The 22,480-nt window shown below is 33.7% G+C and carries 18 protein-coding genes; 3 read left to right on the top strand and 15 right to left on the bottom strand.

Going from position 1 to position 22,480, the window contains the following annotated elements:
* Positions 1–356: 356 nt before the first annotated feature.
* The 10 genes from sucD to LNQ81_RS14015 all read right to left on the bottom strand — a co-directional run bounded on the left by sucD (position 357) and on the right by LNQ81_RS14015 (position 11,232).
* On the bottom strand, positions 357–1,229 hold the full coding sequence (gene sucD, locus LNQ81_RS14060) for a succinate--CoA ligase subunit alpha (RefSeq protein ID WP_229947792.1): 873 nt from the start codon (positions 1,227–1,229) through the stop codon (positions 357–359).
* 164 nt (positions 1,230–1,393) lie between these two features.
* Positions 1,394–2,329, bottom strand: coding sequence for a UDP-3-O-(3-hydroxymyristoyl)glucosamine N-acyltransferase (locus LNQ81_RS14055; protein WP_229947790.1), 936 nt, complete (start codon positions 2,327–2,329; stop codon positions 1,394–1,396).
* 22 nt (positions 2,330–2,351) lie between these two features.
* Positions 2,352–2,918, bottom strand: coding sequence for an elongation factor P (gene efp / locus LNQ81_RS14050; RefSeq protein ID WP_229947788.1), 567 nt, complete (start codon positions 2,916–2,918; stop codon positions 2,352–2,354).
* 24 nt (positions 2,919–2,942) lie between these two features.
* Complete coding sequence (gene lpxA / locus LNQ81_RS14045) at positions 2,943–3,728, bottom strand: acyl-ACP--UDP-N-acetylglucosamine O-acyltransferase (protein ID WP_229947787.1); 786 nt, start codon at positions 3,726–3,728, stop codon at positions 2,943–2,945.
* 5 nt (positions 3,729–3,733) lie between these two features.
* Positions 3,734–5,128 (bottom strand): bifunctional UDP-3-O-[3-hydroxymyristoyl] N-acetylglucosamine deacetylase/3-hydroxyacyl-ACP dehydratase, encoded by a 1,395-nt coding sequence (locus tag LNQ81_RS14040; protein ID WP_229947779.1) that lies wholly within the window; start codon positions 5,126–5,128, stop codon positions 3,734–3,736.
* A 29-nt stretch (positions 5,129–5,157) separates the two neighbouring features.
* Positions 5,158–6,180, bottom strand: a complete 1,023-nt coding sequence (lpxD, locus tag LNQ81_RS14035; RefSeq protein WP_229947777.1) for a UDP-3-O-(3-hydroxymyristoyl)glucosamine N-acyltransferase — start codon at positions 6,178–6,180, stop codon at positions 5,158–5,160.
* A 30-nt stretch (positions 6,181–6,210) separates the two neighbouring features.
* Complete coding sequence (locus LNQ81_RS14030; protein WP_229947775.1) at positions 6,211–7,449, bottom strand: HD domain-containing protein; 1,239 nt, start codon at positions 7,447–7,449, stop codon at positions 6,211–6,213.
* 111 nt (positions 7,450–7,560) lie between these two features.
* Positions 7,561–9,063, bottom strand: coding sequence for a histidine ammonia-lyase (gene hutH, locus LNQ81_RS14025; RefSeq protein ID WP_229947771.1), 1,503 nt, complete (start codon positions 9,061–9,063; stop codon positions 7,561–7,563).
* Between the two features lie 26 nt (positions 9,064–9,089).
* Positions 9,090–9,857, bottom strand: coding sequence for a peroxide stress protein YaaA (gene yaaA / locus LNQ81_RS14020; RefSeq protein ID WP_229947769.1), 768 nt, complete (start codon positions 9,855–9,857; stop codon positions 9,090–9,092).
* A 274-nt stretch (positions 9,858–10,131) separates the two neighbouring features.
* Positions 10,132–11,232: a DUF695 domain-containing protein gene (locus LNQ81_RS14015; protein ID WP_229947767.1), complete on the bottom strand. Its 1,101-nt coding sequence runs from the start codon at positions 11,230–11,232 to the stop codon at positions 10,132–10,134.
* 235 nt (positions 11,233–11,467) lie between these two features.
* Here LNQ81_RS14015 and LNQ81_RS14010 point away from each other — a divergent pair, with 235 nt between their 5' ends.
* Positions 11,468–12,022: a hypothetical protein gene (locus LNQ81_RS14010; RefSeq protein WP_229947765.1), complete on the top strand. Its 555-nt coding sequence runs from the start codon at positions 11,468–11,470 to the stop codon at positions 12,020–12,022.
* Positions 12,023–12,096: 74 nt separating this feature from the next.
* Here the strand turns inward: LNQ81_RS14010 and LNQ81_RS14005 are convergent, their stop codons facing one another.
* The 3 genes from LNQ81_RS14005 to LNQ81_RS13995 form a co-directional block, all read right to left on the bottom strand.
* Complete coding sequence (locus tag LNQ81_RS14005; protein ID WP_229947763.1) at positions 12,097–13,887, bottom strand: cytochrome-c peroxidase; 1,791 nt, start codon at positions 13,885–13,887, stop codon at positions 12,097–12,099.
* 70 nt (positions 13,888–13,957) lie between these two features.
* Positions 13,958–15,448: a PhoX family protein gene (locus tag LNQ81_RS14000; protein ID WP_229947761.1), complete on the bottom strand. Its 1,491-nt coding sequence runs from the start codon at positions 15,446–15,448 to the stop codon at positions 13,958–13,960.
* A gap of 234 nt (positions 15,449–15,682) precedes the next feature.
* A complete protein-coding gene (locus tag LNQ81_RS13995; RefSeq protein WP_229947758.1) occupies positions 15,683–16,609 on the bottom strand; it encodes a DUF6985 domain-containing protein in 927 nt (308 codons plus the stop codon).
* 631 nt (positions 16,610–17,240) lie between these two features.
* On the opposite strand from LNQ81_RS13995, the gene LNQ81_RS13990 reads away from it, so the two are divergent.
* Complete coding sequence (locus LNQ81_RS13990) at positions 17,241–18,230, top strand: diaminopimelate dehydrogenase (protein ID WP_229947756.1); 990 nt, start codon at positions 17,241–17,243, stop codon at positions 18,228–18,230.
* Positions 18,231–18,527: 297 nt separating this feature from the next.
* Here LNQ81_RS13990 and LNQ81_RS13985 read toward each other — a convergent pair whose 3' ends face one another.
* On the bottom strand, positions 18,528–20,495 hold the full coding sequence (locus LNQ81_RS13985) for an OmpA family protein (RefSeq protein WP_229947754.1): 1,968 nt from the start codon (positions 20,493–20,495) through the stop codon (positions 18,528–18,530).
* Positions 20,496–20,801: 306 nt separating this feature from the next.
* Between LNQ81_RS13985 and LNQ81_RS13980 the strand changes: the two genes are divergently transcribed.
* Positions 20,802–21,551 carry a type 1 glutamine amidotransferase gene (locus tag LNQ81_RS13980; protein ID WP_229947753.1) on the top strand — a complete coding sequence of 250 codons (750 nt, stop codon included), beginning with the start codon at positions 20,802–20,804 and terminating at the stop codon, positions 21,549–21,551.
* Between the two features lie 53 nt (positions 21,552–21,604).
* Here the strand turns inward: LNQ81_RS13980 and LNQ81_RS13975 are convergent, their stop codons facing one another.
* Positions 21,605–22,360: a hypothetical protein gene (locus tag LNQ81_RS13975; protein ID WP_229947749.1), complete on the bottom strand. Its 756-nt coding sequence runs from the start codon at positions 22,358–22,360 to the stop codon at positions 21,605–21,607.
* Positions 22,361–22,480: the final 120 nt, after the last annotated feature.

The following is a 22,480-nucleotide window of genomic DNA, read 5'->3' as shown; positions in this document are numbered from 1 at the left end:
ATATACTCTAATTTTTAACCTTAACTTAAGAGCACTTACTTCTATATATCACCCTATTTGCAAATTCTTTTTAAGAAATAACTTGACTCAAAGTCAATACACAAACAGTATACCTCATATATTTATAAAACTTGCTTTACATCAAGAACACTATTTTTCCCTTTGCTCACTAAACCCACTAGCAAAATAGCTCGCTTAAGACACTAAACACACCCTCTATATTTTCTATATTTAAAAATTAATGAATCATAATCCAGAATATTGAAAATTTGAAAGCTTACTAAAACTCATATAAAATAGAAAAGGTCTATGCATATCAGCATAGACCTTTTCTTATTTGATATTTAGAATATTGACTATCCTAAAACTTCTTTTACTTTTAAACCAATTTCAGCAGGAGAATCAACTACGTGAATTCCACACTCAGCCATAATACGTTTTTTAGCAGCAGCTGTATCATCAGCTCCACCTACGATAGCACCAGCGTGCCCCATTGTTCTACCTTTTGGAGCAGTTTCTCCAGCGATAAATCCAATAACAGGTTTTTTGTTACCATTTTCTTTGATCCAACGAGCAGCATCAGCTTCTAATTGACCTCCGATTTCACCAATCATAATGATAGCTTCAGTTTCTGGATCTGCCATTAATAATTGAACAGCTTCTTTTGTTGTTGTTCCGATGATTGGGTCACCACCAATTCCGATAGCTGTAGTAATACCTAAACCTTGTTTTACAACTTGGTCTGCAGCTTCATAAGTTAAAGTACCTGATTTAGAAACAATTCCTACAGTTCCTTTTTTGAATACGAAACCTGGCATAATACCAACTTTAGCTTCACCTGGAGTGATAACACCTGGACAGTTAGGCCCAACTAATCTACAATCTCTTCCTTTGATGTAGTCGTAAGCTTTGATCATTTCAGCTACAGGAATACCTTCTGTAATACAGATGATAACTTTAATCCCTGCATCAGCAGCTTCCATAATAGCATCAGCAGCAAATGCTGGTGGTACGAAGATAATAGAAGTATCTGCACCTGCTTTTTCTACTGCATCTGAAACTGTGTTGAATACTGGACGATCTAAGTGAGTTGATCCTCCTTTTCCTGGAGTTACACCACCTACTACGTTTGTTCCGTACTCAATCATTTGCGAAGCATGGAAAGTACCTTCACTTCCAGTAAATCCTTGAACGATTATTTTTGAATCTTTATTTACTAAAACACTCATGATCTTGTTTTTATTTATTTAAACTTACTTACACAAAAATAAACAATTCTAATTAGTATTAAAATTTTTTACCCTCTTATAAATAACTTTAATTGATTAATTAATAACATTTTTCATTTTATACTACTTCGCTGTAAACCCAGTAGTAACTATAATCTTTACGACTATAGATTTTTTGTTTTTGCTATCAATTCAGGTATTCTTTTAATACTAGCCAATTGTTTTAATTTATCTCTAGACTCCTCTGCAGGATATCCAAAATAAACCTTACCTCCAGCTAGTGATTTAGAAACTCCTGACTGTGCTAGAACAACAGCTTTAGTTCCTATCGTGATACCACTTGTGGTACCTACTTGTCCCCAAAGTGTAACTTCATCCTCAATTATAACACACCCTGCTATACCACATTGTGCTGCAATTAAAGAGCGAATGCCTACCACAGTATCATGTCCAATGTGAACCTGATTATCTATTTTAGCTCCTTCTTTAATAGTTGTATCTCCTGTAACCCCTCTATCTATAGTACATAAAGCGCCGATACCTACATTATCTTCAATAACGACTCTACCACATGATACTAAAGGATCAAATCCCTCTGGTCTCTTTTTATAATAGAATGCATCTGCTCCTAAGATAGCACCAGCGTGAATAACTACGTTATCTCCTATTACTGTACCATCATAAAGTACTACATTCGGATGAATTACACAGTTTTTTCCTATAACAACATTATGTCCTATGAAAACATTAGGTTGTATTACAGTACCTTCTCCTATAACAGCATCTTTTGCACGAACTTCTGTAGCAGGTTTAAAAGGGTTAAAAAACTTAGATAACTTATTAAAATCTCTAAATGGATCATCAGAAATCAATAAAGCTTTGCCCTCAGGACATTCTACATCTTTATTAATTAAGATGATTGTAGCATTAGAATTTAACGCTTTATCATAATATTTAGGATGATCAACAAAAACGATTTCACCTTCTTGAACAACGTGAATTTCGTTCATTCCATAAACTGGAAAACTTGAATCTCCTATAAATTTACATCCTATAATCTCTGCTATTGTCTGTAAATCTTGAGTTTTTGCAAAACGCATCTTCTTTACTTATAAAAAGTGATTACTCCTTAATACGCTCCATATAAGCGCCATTTGATGTATCTATCTTAATTTTATCACCCTCATTGATAAATAAAGGCACATTGATAGTTGCTCCTGTTTCCACTGTAGCAGGTTTTGTAGCATTTGTTGCTGTATTTCCTTTTACTCCTGGTTCAGCATAAGTAACTTCTAAGATTACAGAAGCAGGCATATCTACTGATAAAGGTAATTCAGTATCAGAATTAATCTGAACCATTACTGTATCTCCTTCTTTTAATAATTCAGGTGCATCTAATGTATCTTTTAAAAGAGTTATTTGCTCATAAGTCTCTACATTCATAAAGTGAAATTGATCACCTTCTGGATATAAATATTGAAATTTATGTGTTTCTACTCTTACTGTATCAATTTTGTGACCAGCTGAAAATGTATTCTCTAATACTCTTCCATTAGTAACACTTCTCATCTTCGTTCTAACAAATGCAGGTCCTTTTCCTGGTTTAACGTGTAAAAACTCAACAATTTTATAAATATCGTTGTTAAATTGGATACATAAACCGTTTCTAATATCAGATGTTGTTGCCATTCTTTTTAATTGTATTTAGTATTACTAATATATTCCTGTATATCCTCTCATAATTCCTCTTGATGAATTACGGATAAACATTAAAACTTCATCCCTTTCTGGAGTTGCTTCCATATCTGCCTCTATAATTTCAAGCGCTTGACTTGTATTATAATTCTTTTGATATAAGATACGGTAGATCTCTTGTATTTCTCTAATTTTCTCTGGAGAATATCCTCTTCTTCTTAAACCAACCGAATTAATACCAGCATACGATATAGGCTCACGAGCTGCTTTAATATATGGTGGTACATCTTTACGAACTAAAGTTCCACCTGTTACAAAAGAGTGAGAACCTATAGTACAAAACTGATGTACTGCTACCATTCCTGCTAACACTACATAATCACCTATTGTTACGTGACCTGCCAATGTACTAGAGTTTGAAAAAATACAGTTATCACCAACAATACAATCGTGGGCAATATGACTATATGCTTGAATTAAACAATTGTTTCCTACAACAGTCTTGTATCTATCTTTTGTACCTCTATTGATCGTTACACACTCTCTAATAGTAGTATTATCTCCGATCTCAACTGTTGTGACTTCTCCTTCAAATTTTAAATCTTGTGGCTCTGCTGAAATAACTGCCCCAGGAAAAATCTTACAATTTTTTCCAATACGAGCTCCTTCCATGATAGTAACATTTGATCCTATCCATGTTCCTTCACCTATTTCAACATTATTGTGAATTGTTGTAAAAGGTTCAATAACAACATTTCTAGCTATTTTAGCTCCAGGATGTACATATGCTAAAGGCTGATTCATATCTTCTAATTATTTGTTATTTTTGAAATCTGAGCCATTAATTCAGCTTCAGCTACTAATTTTCCGTTTGCATATACATATCCTTGCATATGACAAATACCTCTCCTAATAGGAGTGATTAATTCTAACTTAAATACCAATGTATCTCCAGGGATTACCTTGTGTTTAAACTTAACATTATCCATTTTCATGAAATAAGTCAAATAATTTTCTGGATCTGGTACTGTACTTAAGATTAAGATCCCTCCTGTTTGAGCCATTGCTTCACAGATTAGAACTCCTGGCATAACTGGTGCTCCTGGGAAATGTCCAACGAAGAAAGGTTCATTCATTGTTACATTCTTCAACCCTACTACATGTTTATCAGACATCTCCAAAATCTTATCCACTAATAAGAATGGTGGTCTATGAGGTAAGAAAGACATAATCTTGGTTACATCCATTAATGGTTCTGCATGCAGATCATAAGATGGTACTTGATTGCGCTTTTCATTACGGATAATCTTAGACATCTTCTTAGCGAAATTAGTATTCACTGAATGTCCTGGTTTATTGGCAATAACTTTACCTCTAATTCTAGTACCGATTAAAGCTAAATCCCCTATTACATCAAGTAATTTGTGACGTGCAGCTTCATTAGGATAGTGTAAAGTTAAGTTGTCTAAGACACCATTTGGCTTAACTGTTATCTCGTCTTTACCAAATGCTTTTTTAAGGTGCTCCATTGTCTGAGCAGATATCTCTTTATCTACATAAACAATAGCATTATTTAAGTCTCCTCCTTTTATTAAACCATTAGCTAATAAAGCTTCTAGTTCATGTAAGAAACTAAATGTACGCGCTTCAGATATTTCTTCTTTAAAATCAAACATTGATTTCAAAGTTGCATTTTGTGTTCCTAATACTTTAGTCCCAAAGTCAACCATAGCTGTCACTTGATAACTATCTGATGGCATCACTATAATTTCACTTCCCGTCTGCTCATCTACAAAAGAAATAACTTCTTTTACGATATACTCATCACGTTCAGCTTCCTGTTCTACAATACCAGCTTTTTCTACAGCCTCTACAAAGTATTTAGAAGATCCATCCATAATAGGTGGCTCAGATGCATTTAATTCGATAATAACATTATCTAAATCACACCCTACAAAAGCAGCTAATACATGCTCTGTTGTTTGTATTTTAACTCCTTTTTTCTCAAGGTTTGTACCACGTTGTGTATTTACAACATAATTAGCATCCGCTTCGATAATTGGATGTCCCTCTAAATCCAAACGTACAAAAGTAAACCCATTATTAATAGGAGCTGGCTTTAAAGTCATTGTTACCAGTTGACCTGTATGTAATCCAACACCACTAAGAGTTACCTCATTCTGGATGGTTTTTTGTTTAACCATAATTAAATCTCTTTAAATATTCTAAAAGGCTATTCGTTTATTTTCTTTTTAATTGATTCTATATCATTCACTATTTTTCCGAAATTCTTAAAATAGCTATATGACTTTAAAAAATCACCATGTGCTAATGCAGGACTTCCCTGTACCGCTACACCATTCTCTAAATTCTTTGTCACTCCTGATTGCGCTTGTATACGTACATTATCACCTATAGTTAAATGTCCTACGATGCCCACTTGGCCACCTATCATACAATTTCGACCTATCTTAGTAGAACCAGCAACTCCTGTTTGAGAAGCAATTACTGTATTCTCACCGATCTCAACGTTATGTGCAATCTGTATTTGGTTATCTAATTTAACGCCTTTTCGTATAACAGTAGAACCTAGTGTCGCTCTATCTATAGTAGATGCTGCTCCTATTTCTACATTATCTTCTATAATTACATTCCCTATTTGTGGAACTTTGTTAAAGGTTCCATCTGCATTAGGTGCAAATCCAAATCCATCTGAACCTACTATAACTCCTGCATGAAAAGTACATCCTGATCCAATCACTGTTTCAGAATAAATACGAACTCCTGCAAATAAAACTGTATTATCTCCAATACGCACATTATCTCCCACAAAAGTGTTAGGATATATCTTAACGTTATTTCCTATTTTAACATTTTTCCCTATATAACAAAAACTACCTAAATATAAGTCATCTCCATACTCAACCCCTTCTGAGATAACAGAAGGTTGCTCTATACCAGATTTCATTAATTTAACCTGATTATAATACTCTAATAATTTAGAAAATGCTTTATATGCATCATCTACTTTAATTAAAGTTGCTGAAACCGGATGTTCTGGTTCAAATGTATTGTTCACAATTACCACTGAGGCCTTAGTAGTATATATATGATGCACATACTTAGGATTAGCTAAAAAGGAAATAGACCCCTCTGCTCCCTCTTCTATTTTAGCTAATGTACTAACCTCGACTGAAGGATTACCTACAATCTCTCCTTCTAATACTGATGCTATTTGTTCTGCTGCTATTTTCATTACGGCAAAAATATAAAATATAATTGAAATTTAACTTTCAAAAACGTTTTTTGGATAACAAACAAAATACTTTGTTACCACTTTCGTCAATGATTTTAAGTTTAGTTCATCTGATACTGACAGAACATCTTTTGTCGTTCCATCTTTCTTTAATATCATAATTGGTTCTTTATCTTTACTATACGCCTGATTTTCCATTTTACCTTTGAATACAAAATATTTACTTGCCTCTTGAGAAATTGAATATTTTTTAGACACTACATCGAGCATATTATTTAACTTTAATTTAGTTTCTTCTTTATCTGAAACAAATTCTATGCGCAATAATTCCCTATTAATAATCATTTTACTCAATTCAGATAAAATATAGTCGTTGTGAAACTGCCATGATTTTAATGCTCCTAAAATATCCGAATCATCTAATAATGCAAACTTGTCTAGTCCAGTACTGTCAAAATCGTCTTGATCTATTTGATTTTTTAAAAAGAACTGTAATGATTCACTACACCACAGGGTAACTCCTTTGTGAGTTAACTCCTTAGCTCTCTTCAAAACCCGTACCAATATTAACTCTGCACATACACTAGTCTTGTGTAAATAAGCTTGCCAATACATTAATCTACGGGCTATTAAAAACATCTCTACTGAGTAAATTCCTTTCTTTTCTACTACTAACTCATCATTAACTACGTTCAACATCTGAATAAGTCTCTCCGAATTGATATTCCCTTCTGCTACACCACTATAAAAGCTATCTCGTTTCAGATAATCCATACGATCCATATCCAACTGTCCTGAGATCAATTGCAACATGAACTTGCGACCATATTCTCCTCTAAATATTTTGATTGCTAAATCTAATTGTCCTCCAAATTCTTGATTCAAACGATTCATAAACAAAACCGAAATCTCCTCATGGTGCACCCCTTCTACTATACTCTCTTCCATTGCATGAGAGAACGGACCATGCCCAATATCATGTAACAATATTGCTACATATAGAGCATTTTCTTCTTCTTCAGATATAGATACATTCTTAAAACGCAAAACCTGTACAGCTTTTTGCATTAAATGCATACAACCTAAAGCGTGATGAAAACGGGTATGATGTGCACCTGGATATACTAAATATGAAACCCCCATCTGAGAAATTCTTCTCAAACGTTGAAAGTATGGATGCTCTATAAGATCATATACTAATGAATTAGGTATAGATATAAACCCGTATATTGGGTCATTTAATATTTTAAGTTTATTAAGCTTAGCCAATGAAAAACATTTTTATAAACACTTACAAATATAGCAATATATATAAAAAACCGCGCCTTTTTTTAAAATAAAGATGCGGTTTAATATAATATTTGTGTAAAATTATAATTCTTATCCTTCAATTTCTATCTGAAATGAATTTAAGAATACTATTGATTTTTCTATATCATAATGAAGAATTCTATCTACATCTACAAAAGACACCTCTTCTCTGTATATCTTAACGAAAGATTCGATAAACTCACTTGATTTAGCTGGTCTTCTAAACTCTAATGCTTGAGTTGCGTTCATCAACTCTATTGCTAATATACGCTCTAAATTATCTACAATACGCAAAGCCTTCGTTGCTCCATTAGCGCCCATACTCACGTGATCTTCTTGTCCATTACTAGAGACAATACTATCTACACTTGCTGGTGTTGCTAATTGTTTGTTTTGACTTACAATACTTGCTGCTGTATACTGAGGAATCATAAATCCTGAATTTAATCCTGGATTTGACACTAAGAAAGCAGGCAAACCTCTTAATCCTGAAATTAACTGATACGTACGACGTTCTGATATACTTCCTAACTCCGCTAACGCAATTCCTAAGAAATCTAATGCTAAAGCCAATGGTTGTCCATGAAAATTACCTCCCGAAACAATGATATCATCTTTATAAAAGATATTTGGGTTATCAGTAACTGAATTTATCTCTGTCTTAAACACGCGATTAACATAATCTAACGCATCTTTAGAGGCTCCGTGCACTTGTGGAATACATCTAAATGAATATGGATCTTGCACATGTTCTTTAGAACGGCTTATTAATTCAGAACCTTCTAATATTTCATTGAAGAATTGTGCTGTTTCTATTTGTCCTTTATGAGGTCTTACATAATGGATTAACTCATTAAAAGGCTCTATTCTTCCGTCAAATCCCTCTAGAGAAATAGCTCCAATAACATCAGCCAAATAAGATAATTTCTTAGCCTTTAAAAGAATATAACATCCATAAGCACTCATAAACTGAGTTCCATTTAATAACGCTAAACCTTCTTTTGATTTAAGCTTAATTGGCTCCCAATTAAAGTTAGCCAAAACCTTACTAGCAGGTTGTCTAAATCCATCACAGAACACCTCTCCTTCACCGATTAACGGCAGTGTTAAGTGTGCCAGTGGAGATAAATCTCCTGAAGCTCCTAAAGAGCCTTGATTATAAACAACTGGTAAAACATCATTATTAAAGAAGTCCATTAAGCGCTCTACAGTCTCTAGCTGAACACCTGAGTTACCATAACTCAATGACTTCACTTTCAATAATAGCATAATCTTAACAATCTGCTCTGGTACAATCTCTCCAGTTCCACAAGCATGAGACTTCATTAAGTTCTCTTGTAACTGAGATAAATTCTCATTGTCAATTTTCACATTACACAGCGAACCAAAACCTGTGTTAATTCCATAAATAGGAACTTCCTGCTTAGCCATTTTTTCATCTAAATACATGCGACAATTAACAATATTAGCTCTCGCCTCTTCAGATAGTTGTATCTTTTTCCCCTCTGTTATAATCTCTTGCAATTTTTCAATTGTAAACACATCAGAAGAAATATAATGTACTGTTTCCATACTTTTATTTTGGTGGTATATAAATTTTATCTTGTAAATACTAAATTATTTCCTTTAGAATCAGCCTCACTCCATGCGTAACCTTCTACATTGAACTTCTTAAGACCATCTATGTCATTTATATTATTATCAATAATATAACGAACCATAAGCCCTCTCGCTTTTTTCGCATAAAAGCTAATAGTCTTTAACTTTCCATCGCGTAGCTCTTTAAAATCAGGAGTTACTAGTACTCCTTTTATCGCTTTTTTTTCTATTGAACTGAAATACTCATTACTGGCAAGATTAACTAATAGTTCATCTTGTTTCATCTCTTTATTTAAAGCCTCTACTAATATTGGCTTCCAAAATTCGTATAGGTTTGACTTCTCTCCAATACTCATTTTAGTCCCCATCTCTAAGCGGTATGGCTCTATCTCATCTAATGGTTTTAAAAGACCGTAAAGGCCTGATAATATTCTCAATTTATTTTGTAATACTTCTATCTTCTCTGGAGTCAAACTATAAGCATCTAGACCTGTGTACACATCGCCATTAAAGGCAAATATAGCTTGTCTAAAATCACGTTCTCTTCCCTCTTTCTTAGTGAAAGTCCTCTCTTGATTTCTCTTCCAGTTTAACTCTGCTAGATTATTAGAAATCTTCATCAAAGCTTCTAAATCCATAGGCGTTTTTGACTGTAAGACCTCATTAATCACTTTTGATTCTTTTACAAAAACAGGTTTTGTAGTCTTATCCACTGGCACGGCTGTAGCATAATCTAAGCTCTTAGCTGGTGATATTAAAATTTTCATATTTCTTTTTTTAGCTTCCCAAATATAGGATAACTATTTAAACTTTCATATTTCACTAGCTTGTGTTTTCTCGTTTTCTAATTGTTTTAACACATTTTTTAATATCCTTAAAAATTAAGTTATGACATTCTATTTCACTTGAATTGTTAATGTTACTCATTACTAAACAGATAAACATAAAAAAACAAAAGAGTTACCTATATACTATTTCATATATACGCAACTCTTTTGCCCTATTATATTTCTCATCTAATTGGATTAAGATGTTTTATATCTACCCTTTATTAATAGCATTCATATAAACCTCTAATCCCATCCAATACTTATCTCTATAAATCGTATAATCTATATCAAATTTATCTGTAAACAGACTGATTGTCTTTAACACCTCTCTTGATGCGTTTCTATAATCTTTAGTTGCAAAAAACAAAGTACGCTCGTTTGCCCCTGTTTCTCTAGCCACACTATTAAGTAATTCTGTCTCTAGTAGCAAATCCTCTATCTCATCCATCATGGACAAATCAGTAGTTGAAGGCATGCCATCCTTATTCCCCTCATATCTTATAGACATTTTAACCACCCATGGATAAGACATCTTCTGATCCCAATTGAGAAACGTTGTGTTTACCACTACTATCAAACGTCCATTATCACTATTACTCTCTAATATAGAATACTGATCTGCCCCATTTACACGAATAATACTATCGTATTTTTCTACAAACTCTGTTTCTCTATAACTTAAATAATCACTTAACTTAGTCACCGCAATAGATTCTCCTTCAATATCTTTAGCCCCACTTACTTCTAAGTAATCAATCATCGTCATCGTTTTTTCTTCTCCTAGGTAATTATCTAAAAACATATAAAGCGCATTACCAATATCACTCTCATTCTCAGGTGTACACTCTTTAACAATAAAACGCAAATGGATATAGTCAGGGTAATCCTTGTCGTAAATAGGAATGAACGAAATGGTATCTTCATCTAACAGGAATCCATTCATATCTAAACCTATCCCTTTCATACTAGGCTTACAACTAATAAATCTCCAATGCGCTAAATCTGGTGCTACAGCAACTAAATCATCGACAAAAGGCAATGCTTTTAATGCGCCATCAGGTGTGATAATTAATTCTCCCATTCCATCCTTACTCATTCCTGTTAGCATATTGAAGTTGGGGTTTATCTCTTTTAAGCGAGGTCCTACTACATCAATAAACTTCTCTACTACACCAGCATTATTCTTTATTACTTCTAGAAACACCGCTTCATTCTCTGTAAACCACTTCCAGAAATTCTTATATTGAATATCTAACTCAACTATTGCAGACTCTTTAACCTCTTTCCCAAATATCTTTTTTAAAAAACTCATAGTACTTTCTTTCCATCCATTATACTGGATTATCGGTTAAAAATACACCTTTTTAGATAATTAACAACTACTCTATTTTGTCTTACTTAAATAAAAAACACTCAATATATCTATGTAAACATAAGTCCTATGCTCATTATAATTAGATAAAATCAATAATATTAGTATTTACGGTTTTCCGTAAAGTAATATGCTTTAGTAACTTTATATTCGCTGAAATTATAAAACTTCAATCATGTTAAAAAACATTCTTTTAATGTCTACTCTTATTCTTTTATTTTCTTCTTGTAAACAAGAGGAAGTAAAAGACACAGAAGTAACCAAAACAAAGATAGAAACCTTAGTATCTAACACTGGAAGTATTGTTAAACTTGTAGATACTACTTTGCCTAATTTACAGACTAGTTATAGCAAATCAGAAACAAGAATTAGAAAAATCACTAATGGCAGTGAAACAGCATACTTTTATCAAATAGAATCAAAGGGTAAATATAATAAGAGTACTGCATCTATTGAATATGCAGATATAGACGAAGTTTTAAAAGCTTTAAAAGTGTTACTTAGTGAGGTCGAGGCTGATGTTATCTCTAATCCAGATTATACTGAGAATAAATTTGTTACTGTTGATGGGTTTCAAGTAGGTTATTATGTATCAGAAGCAAAAGCTAACTGGTTTATAACTTTAGAACGCACTGGTTCTGATAATACTCTTTTTATTTCAGAGGGAAAAGTTATTGAAACAGCTTTTACAGATGCTAAAAATAAAATTGACATGCTTAAAAATAAGTAAACTACTTATAACATAATAAGGTTTGCATTTATTAACGCAAACCTTATTTATTTAAAACATAATTCTACCAAATCTTACTTATCACTAAGTGCTTTCATAAATACTATAATATCCTTAATCTCTTGTTCTGACAGATTTAGTTTATCCTCAGGTAGGGTTTGACTCTCTAGCTCAAGTCCTAAACCTAGCCCTCCTCCTTTATTATAAAAATCCATTACCTCTTCTAATGTTGTATAAACACCGTTATGCATATAAGGTCCACTCTCTCCAATATTCCTAACAGTTGTCGTTTTAAAGGAATGCTTTAATTGTGGAAGATCTGTATTATAAACATATCGTCCTAAATCCCCATCTAACACTGTTCCTTCTTTATTAGCAGGAACGCCTAAAACCTCTTGCTCTGAATTGGTAAAATATGGCGGCACCGTACCATTAAACAGTGGCATAAAGTGACAGGTAGCACACTGTGCCTTACCTACGAATAGATTAAAACCGTTCTTTTCCTGCGCTGTCATTGCTTTCTTATCTCCTCGCATATATTGATCAAAACGAGAATTAAAAACAGATAGCGAACGAATAAACGTAGCTAAAGCATTCTCTAATTGCCATACCTCGATGTCTTTATCTGTTTTAAATACTGCATTAAATTGTTTCTTATATCTATCTGATTCATTTAAATGAGCGACTATTTGATCTAAATCTCCATGCATTTCATCTTTATTGGTAATCACATCGGAAGACTGACTTTCTAAAGTAGTACTGCGCATATCTAAAAACTGTCCATGATAATAAGCAGAGTAGTTTAACGATGGTGTATTGCGTACCAGTGGTTGTCCTTTTAAGTCTAAGGCTGTTTTTAACCCATCTGTATAGCCTTTATCCTTATGATGACAGTCAGCACAACTTCTAAAACTGTCCTTAGAAAGCTTTTTGTCAAAAAATAGTTCCTTTCCTAAAGCTACTTTCTCTGGTGTTAAATAATAAGTAGAATCTGGCATAAAAGCATTTAGATTAATCAAATCTTTATCAAAAAACGACCCTACACTTCCTTTAACCACCTGATTACCATCATTAAATGGAATACCTAACACTCTCTGTAAATTCACAATACCCATTGAAATAGGGTCTAAATAACTAGTAATCATATCTAGATAATCAAAACTATCTTTACTTGAATTCTTCTCACAGATAGCGATTGCCTGATCTAATAGAGTAGTTATTTCCTTATACACTGGTTTATCAGCCCAAGTTTTATTTAATAAAAGAGCCTGCTTAACTCCTTTTAAACTAGCTGTAGCTTCTACGAATTGCAATTTACTCGCTGGTGTATCAAATCCTGTAATGCCCAAAGCTGTAATCTGAAAAACCTCCATCTTTAAGGCTTCTAAAACTAGGGCTTCCGAAATAGTAATAACCTCAAAGTTCTTTCTCATTGCGTGTACAAAGCTCTTTAACCTTTTTACCTCTAATAGTAAGTCCTCTCTACTTGTCGTGTCATATATTGGATAAAGAAACTCTTCTACCACCTGAAATCCCTCTGCAGGGATAAATTTATTCTCATCTAAATCTAATTGATCTAAAGCAGGACCATTAATCGCCTTACTAGTATGAGGTAAAAAGTATGATACAGCCCATTCTATCTCTTTATATGCTAATCTGCTATTGACAAATGCTGTTCGCACAGATGTACTATCTTTTTCTGTACTTACAGATTCAACTAATTGATCTACTTTGGACTCTAGACTATCTACTTTAGTTAATAAGTAGTTGTTATACGTTATATCTTCATATTTATTCTCTTTGTTTGCACAACTTAATATACTCAAGGTCAATACAAATACAGATATATATTTTAAAATCTTCATAGGCATAAAAAAAGACCTCCAGCAGTATATTAACTACACCACCAGAGGTTACAAAACACTATATTCTAATCTATCTTTCTACATTGCGGATAATCACTACTTGACCTCCTTCTTTATTCTTATTTACTCCTGCTTTATCAGCATTAGCAAATTCTGATTTTTGCCAAGTGTGAGAGTGAATATTTACAGAGAATGTATTCGGAATACCCACTAAATCAGAGATATCTTCCATTGCTCCAAATTCCCAAGAACCAAACTTCTGTAAGTTTCCTGATTGATTGTAATTCTTTTGCCATTCAGCATCTTCGCGGTTGTGTTTCATATTTAACCATGGTTTATATGATCCATCAGCCATCTTGTATTGCCAGATATACGAGTCATGTTTCGCATCAGTGTAGTATGAGTCACCATCTTCTTGGATATATACATAGTTCTCTGTTACACATAAGTTGTCTGGGTTGATTAAATCTCTACCTGGCTTACTATCTCCCTCAGCTGCCACAGAAAGTTTACCAGTCATCATGCCATTCTTATCCATTACTAGTTTATACACACGTCCCCACATTGTATATCCTTTTACAGGATTACCACCACTTGCTTGACCTGTTGCTGTGAAGTAAACTTCATTCCCTTTACCTGCTCCTTTTCTGTAATCCACATCCTCTACACGAGAAAAGCGAATTACACCTAAATCCATGTTCTTTTGATTGATTTGTGCTCCTGTCATATCTTTAGCACCAGGTATCTCTACGAACTCTACATCATATTCTTTCCCTTTCTCCATATCCATTTCAGTATACCCACCAGTCTTGCGTTTTAACGCATATAGTTTACCTCCAGTAAGATCTCCTTTATTTCCTACATACATAATCAACTGTCCAGCACTCTGATGACTTGAACTATACCCTTGATCTTCTCCGATTAAGATAATAGTCTTTCCATTAGACACATCTGATGGCAATGGCACAGCATTCTCCATACTTGCTTTACCTAATGCAGGCAATACGCGATCTGTATTAGACTTAAGATCTGTTGACCCTAATGGATCTACTGCATGTACCATACTCTCTTGTCCAGATTCTCCTGCTGTTAAAAATACAGGTCCAAATCCGTGAATCTCAGGTTTAGCAAGTGTCGCCGAGCATAACCTTGTGATTCCCCCTATACCATCTACAATATATTCTCCTTTTACAGGTTTAAAATTCTTATCTAATGTCACACGAGACACAGATTGCATAATCTCGTGATTCGTAATCATTAAAAACCCTTCTCCTTTTGGATTTTTCATAAAACCAGCTCCATCAGGTTGTCCTCCGAAGACAAAATCAGGTGATTCACTTAACTTATCTTCACTTGAGATAAGAGAGAATATCTCTAATTTTTCAAAACCAGGCATAGCATATACAAATGCTGGTGTCTTTGAATGATTCTTTAATTCAATTTTGTCGCCTTTGTTACCGTCTCCTCCATTGTCAATTGAGTTGTCGTCATTGCATCCTACAACTGAGGCAGTCATAATAAGACCTAAAACCCAAGTAGGTAGTTTGTAGTTAATTTTCATTAGTTTATATTTTTTGTTAATGCAAACTTACCCTCCCTATTTAAGCAAATCATTACTAACAAATTATTAAAGCTTTAACAATTCAACCATTCCTACCTCCTAACTTAAACGAATTGTATCTTTAATGTAAAGACTAATACAAAGACATCCCTATAAACAATATACCCACTGTACGAAGTTTCTCAACTTCACACAGCGGGTATATCAATGTCTCCCAGAAAAATCTAAAATATATTATAAACAAAAAGCATTATCTGCACCACCTATTGAGGTCACCTGATCATTTAAAGTCATAAATCCTAGTGCATGTTCACTATCCCAAGAGCAATTAAACAAATATCCCACAGAAGGTGTATCTTCTAATGACTCTGGAATAATGTAAATAACCAGTGGTGTAATCAACATACCGAACTGTTCTACATCAGTAACATCAGGCATAAAAGATGCTTTATCCTCTTGGCTATAATCATATCTCGGTTGCCATTCTCTATACTTAATGACTAACTTAGCTAATAACTCCTCTAAGATAGCCTGCTCGTTCGCTTGTATATTGGCTAAAATGCGATCCATTAATGCCTCTGCCCCCTCTTGATCTACCTCATCCTCTAGATAATCCAATAATACCTTGCATCGAATATTATTTTCCATCTTAAAGAATGCTGCCCATAATGGCAATTCGAACTCACACTCTACCTCGATCTCATCATCATAATCCTCATTCACAAGCAACTCTCTAGGTGTTTCTAAATGTTGATTAAAAAACTCGTAACAAAACGGAGCTCTAGTAAAGATATAATCAGGTTCTACAGCATAACACAAATTCAGATAACGCAATGCTTCCTGCTCATTTCCACATTCTAAGCAACACTGTCCTTTATAATAATTGCGTACATACTCAGGATTTCTATCTCGATTAATATGTTTATCATCCTCATCTAACCAAAATATCATCTTATCAAATTGCTTTAAGCCAATATACTCATTAGTCATACGCCCTATAATAATAGAGGCATTGTATATACAGTATTTACGATCATCAGCTATAGCCCACTGTCCTTCAACATAAGCAATAAACTCCTCTAAAGTCTTCGTATTGGTTTTTAAGCCATATTTATCCAAGTAATTATATATACGATCAATTACGATATGCGCATCTTCCATAGTGTTGTGTTATTATAAATCCAGAATAAGAGATAAATAGAATTTTTGAATTAAAGACTAAGTTGCTAAGGTAAGGAAAATGGTGTTTTATAAAGTGATTTAAGTCATTACTTGTTTTACTGACTTCATGTAAATACCCCCAATATATTATTAATGAAAATACCTAACGATATTTATGCGGGTGTATCACTATACACCCCTACCGTTGCGTGCCGACAGGGCGTTATTCAGTTTGTGGAGACGCAAAATATTGCGCCTCTGCATTGACTTTCTATGTAAGGTATGATTGCGCATTATAGAATGCAATCAATATCCACAATACTGCGCTGTCGAGGAATTCTAACCATCAACCACTTCCGCAATAGTACAGGTAGGACAAAGCGTTAAAAAAAGTCCAATGGGCTTTTTAATGGATAAAGCAGATGGCGCAAGAGCAAATACATCCCGCAAAATTGACTTGCGGGATATGGTTAATGACTTTGGGTATAATACCTGAGAAAAGATGTGTTAACCTAATTCGGATAATTTATTTATTATACAGTAAGTCTAAAGTTTTGGTTAAATTAGCCCGTTTATACATATCCTCCCAATTCACAGGGGATGACACACTTTTTAAAACAATAATAAACATATGAATACGGACAGTAACAATACAATCAAAATAGGTATTGTAGGTTATGGAAATTTAGGTAAAGGAGTTGAACTAGCTATTCGCCAAAACCCTGATTTAGAACTAATCGCTATTTTCACTAGAAGAAACCCTCAAGACTTAGAGACAAAAACTAAGGTGGTGCATATAGACGAAATAACAGATTATAGAGCTATCGTAGATGTAATGATCATCTGTGGTGGGTCTTCTACTGACTTACCTGAGCAGGTACCTTATATCTCTCAATGGTTTAACACTGTGGATAGTTTTGATACACATGCTAAGATACCTGAGTATTTCCACACAGTGAATAAGTCTGCTAGAGAGCATAATACTTTAAGTCTTATCTCTACAGGATGGGATCCAGGACTGTTCTCTATGCTTCGCTTATTAGGAGAGAGTATCTTACCACAGGGCGAAACATATACATTCTGGGGAAAAGGACTTAGTCAAGGGCATTCTGATGCGATTAGACGTATAGATGGCGTTAAAGGTGGTGTTCAGTACACTATTCCTATCGAATCAGCACTTGAGCGTGTTCGCCAAGGAGAGAATCCTGTGTTAACAACAGCTGAGAAGCACGAGCGTATTTGTTATGTGGTGCCTGAAGAGGGCGCTAATACAGCGATTATAGAATCTACTATCAAGACGATGCCTAACTATTTCGCGGATTACAATACTACTGTTCACTTTATCTCTGAAGAGGAATTAAAGGCTAATCACAGTGCAATGCCTCACGGTGGTAAGGTATTCAGATCTGGAATCACAGGTACTGATACGAAACAGAATATAGAGTTCGGTCTTGCCCTAGAGAGCAATCCTGAATTTACAGCTAGTGTATTGGTTGCATTCTCACGTGCAGTATATAAATTAGCAGCTCAAGGACAGACAGGTGCTGTAACGGTATATGATATTCCATTAGGAGCATTATCTCCTAAATCAGCAGAGGACTTAAGAAGAGAAATACTATAATTAGAAAATTATATTTGACAGTGAACAGTGTTTACTTTACATTTAAAAGTTGATTATTCTTAATATCAGTCAAGTTATTTTGGTACACAATGAGCAAATAAGCTAAGAGAAGAAGGGCAAATACATATCACCTAATACATTATACCACACATGTAGAGAAAACATCATTTGATGTTTTATGTGGATGTATTACATACATCCCTACGATTGCGGATAATGATTGTGGTATGGTATGTACATATTGCCCGTAGGGCAAATAATTCGTAATTAAAAAAAGAGGCGAAAGCCTCTTTTTTGTTACATTTCTGTTATGATAAATTCACTACGTCTGTTTAGTTGGTGATCTACTTCGCTACACGGTACGCCGTTAGCACATCTGTTTTGAAGTTGAGATTCTCCATATCCTCTACCTGTTAATCTACTTGGTTCTATACCTTGTGAGATCATCCATTGGATAGTTGCTTTCACACGTCTATCAGATAGTGCAAGGTTATAATTATCATTACCTCTACTATCTGTATGTGAACGTACATCTATCTTCATCGTTGGGTATTCTCTCATTACCTCGACTACTTTCATTAATTCAATCGAAGCATCTGGACGGATAAATGATTTGTCAAAGTTAAAGTATATTGGTTGTAACTTCAGTTTCTTAAACAAGTCATCGTTTACTCCTACTGTTTCGTATGATTTGTCTAATCCTATGTTTACTTTTTTATCCCCTGTAATGTCTTCTAAAGCAAATACCAATTCTACAGTACTATATGAAGGAGCCTCAGCTTTCACTCTATATTTATGATCACAATCTAGAGTCTCCGAGCTATAATTCCCTTGATCATCAGTTTGTATAGTCTTTGACTTCTCATATAGCGCATCAGAAATTACTACAGTAGCATTAGGAATCCCCTTCTGTGTTTTAATATCATATACCGTTCCTACGATATGCTGTAAACAAGATTTTTCTATAAATGAATAAATATCATCTCCTCCTAATCCTTCTGCTCTATTAGAACTAACAAACCCCGACTTTGATTCTCTATTGATATAAATTGAGAAGTCGTCAAATGGACTGTTAATCGGAGCACCTATATTAGTCACTTCTCCGATAGTTCCATTGCGGTCTATCTTAGCTGTGAAGATGTCTAATCCTCCTAGTCCAGGATGCCCATCTGAAGCAAAGAATAAATAGTTATCTGATGATATAAATGGGAAAGTCTCTCTACCTGCTGTATTTACCTTTTTGCCGATATTCTCTACTCCTCCATATACGTGATTAGGATAAAGCGCTACTCTGTAAATATCAGATTGTCCCTGGTTATCTTCTCTATCTGATGAGAAGTATAACCATCCATCATCAGGTGTTAATGCTGGGTGAGCAGTATTAAAATTATCAGAGTTAATAGGCAATTCTCTAACATCTCCCCATTTGCCATTAGCTTGTTTTGTAGCACTGAATATTTTTAATAAAGAAGAATTCTTTTTATTGTTCTTGCGTTTTCCCTTTAAGTTAGAATTGTTTCTAGTAAAGTACATCGTCTTACCATCTTTAGTAAATACTGCTGTAGCATCATTCACTTTAGAACTCAACTCAGGGGCATAAACCACAGGTTCACCCATTTTACCATCTGGTAAAATAGTACTACTATATAAAGTTGTAAAACTCTCATTAGTCCATTCGTGTAATTTCTTACTAGATAACTTTGCCTCAGGGCGAGCAGATGTGAATATCAGTTGATCTCCTATCACAGCCGCGCCATAATCAGAATAAGCACTATTAATAGAAGCGTGTTTTAAATTATAGCGAGATGTTTTATCCTCAATACTATTTAAGTAATCTTTATTTGCAGCATACAGTTGAGCTCTAGAGTCATCTTTTTCTAATTTAACGAATTGCTCCATTACTTTAGTTGACTGCTCATATTGCTCTGCTGCTTTTAATGTTTGTGCATATCGATAGTAATATTCTGAAGGAATGATTACCGTTCCCTTATCATCATACTTCCCATTAAACAATTCTCCATACCATTTATTAGCATCAAGAAGTTTTCCATTAAAATAGTAAGAATCTCCTAACTTCATTAATATATCTCCATTGATATATCCATTTTTAGCCATGCGTTCATATATCTTAATAGCATCAATGTAAGCTAATTTTTCATACTCTTTATCAGCTTTCTTCTCAGATACACGTTGTGCCTGTACATCAGTACCTAAGGCTAATAAGAAGAGACTTAGTAAACTTGTTTTTAGTAATTGTTTTCTCATACTTTTGATTGCGAATGTGGGGTTAATCACTTCATACAAAACTACATTAAGTATTGTCAAAAACACAATAAAACAGCACGCAGGCTATTAATAATACTACTTATCTTTTATTTTATACTTTTATACACAACTATTTTTAAATACTAATCACTATTTAATTAGTAAATACATTTATTTAATTATTTTTAACAATTACATTTTATTCTTTACTTATAAAAGCTTGGACTAGGTAGTTTTAACTATTCTGGACTATGATGCTATTTAGATAGGCTTTTACCTTTGCCCACAACAAAACAACGAAAAACAATGCATGTACACTTTGTAATACACGAGGAATTTGAAGCTCCAGGAGCATATTTAGATTGGGTAATTAAAAAAGGATATAGTGTCAGTATGACTAAAATATATGAATACAATACACTACCTGCCTCAGCAGAACATATTGACTTATTAATTGTATTAGGTGGTCCTCAAGATCCCATTACAACAGTAAAAGAATGCCCTTACTTCAATGCTCAGAAAGAAAAAGAATTAATCTTAAAGTGTATTAACGCAAATAAGGCTGTTATAGGAGTCTGCTTAGGCGCACAACTTATAGCAGAGGCATTATGCAATGCCTTTAGCCACAGCCCTGAGCAAGAAATAGGTGTATTTCCCATTCTATTAACTGAAATAGGTAGACAGCATTCCAAGTTTAAACACTTCGGCGATACACTAGATGTAGGCCATTGGCATAATGATATGCCTGGCTTAACACCAGATGCTAAAGTAATCGCTACAAGCGCAGGATGTCCAAGACAAATAATAGAATACACTAATTTAGTATATGGATTTCAATGTCATCTAGAGTTTACCCCCGAAGTTATTGAACTTCTAATTCTAAATGAGAGTAAAGTTCTCCAAGAAAATGCACATAAACCTTATGTTCAAACACCACAAGAAATGAAAGCTTTTGACTATACCACGATGAATTGGGCTTTATTTACGTTTCTTGATAAATTAGTAGAGGAATATCAGCAATTATCTACTGCCTCAAAACACATGACTTTACTATAGCCCAAATATCTTCTTTAAAAACTCAAAGCCTGTGTTACCACATAATACAGGCTTTATCCATCTATATTCAAATCAACAAATTCTTTGTTGTATAGTTCTAAATCAACAATATGGTCTAAAGAAACCTGATCTCCTATAGAGATAGTCGTTTCTATTTCCCTGGCGCTAGAGTAATGGATAGTTACACTATAAACCTCCAAAGTATCATACCAATCACTATCCGCTTTTGCTTCTAATAACAATAAATATTTATTGTTCTCACTATTGTAAAAATTAATAAGAGAAGTGCGCAAATCAGCTAACCAATAGATATACTTAATTAACTCCTGTTTATCATCTACAGTAAGTATAGCTGAAGCCTTAATCATAAATCTATTCCCTGAACAATACTTATTAAACACAACAACTTTATCACAATTCACATAATAAAGATGGGCTAAATCATTCTTCAAACTAAAGTCGTCTATTGACAAGTGAACAACTTCTTTTATCTTTCTTGCTTCTCTAATATCTTTTAGTCCGAAAGTATCCTTATGTGTTTTGGCTTTTTGAGAAAAAACGAATAGTTTAGACGTAGCTTTTTTGTCATTACTATCTACTATCTCTAACAATAAGTTATATGCTTTTTGCCAATGCTCAAGCAAAGCATAGATATGACATTGTATTTCTTTATTCTCTTTTGTTTGCTCTAATTCCTGTAGTTCATAAAGCAAGTCAAATAGTTCAGTCGAAATTTCATTGTTATTATAATTCTCTCTAAATCTACTTGAAAGATCATTATACCTTACACTATATGAGTTAATATTCATTTTTTTTTCAATTATTTCACATCAAAAATATTTAAAAAAACATATTTAATGTTAATTATATAAAACAACTAATCGTTTTTCACAGTCCAAAGATAAGAAAAAGAATAATCGCTTATATTT

This window comes from Myroides oncorhynchi (assembly GCF_020905415.1).
GTDB classification, from domain to species: domain Bacteria; phylum Bacteroidota; class Bacteroidia; order Flavobacteriales; family Flavobacteriaceae; genus Flavobacterium; species Flavobacterium oncorhynchi_A.
This window is presented reverse-complemented; position numbering and strand designations above follow the sequence as displayed.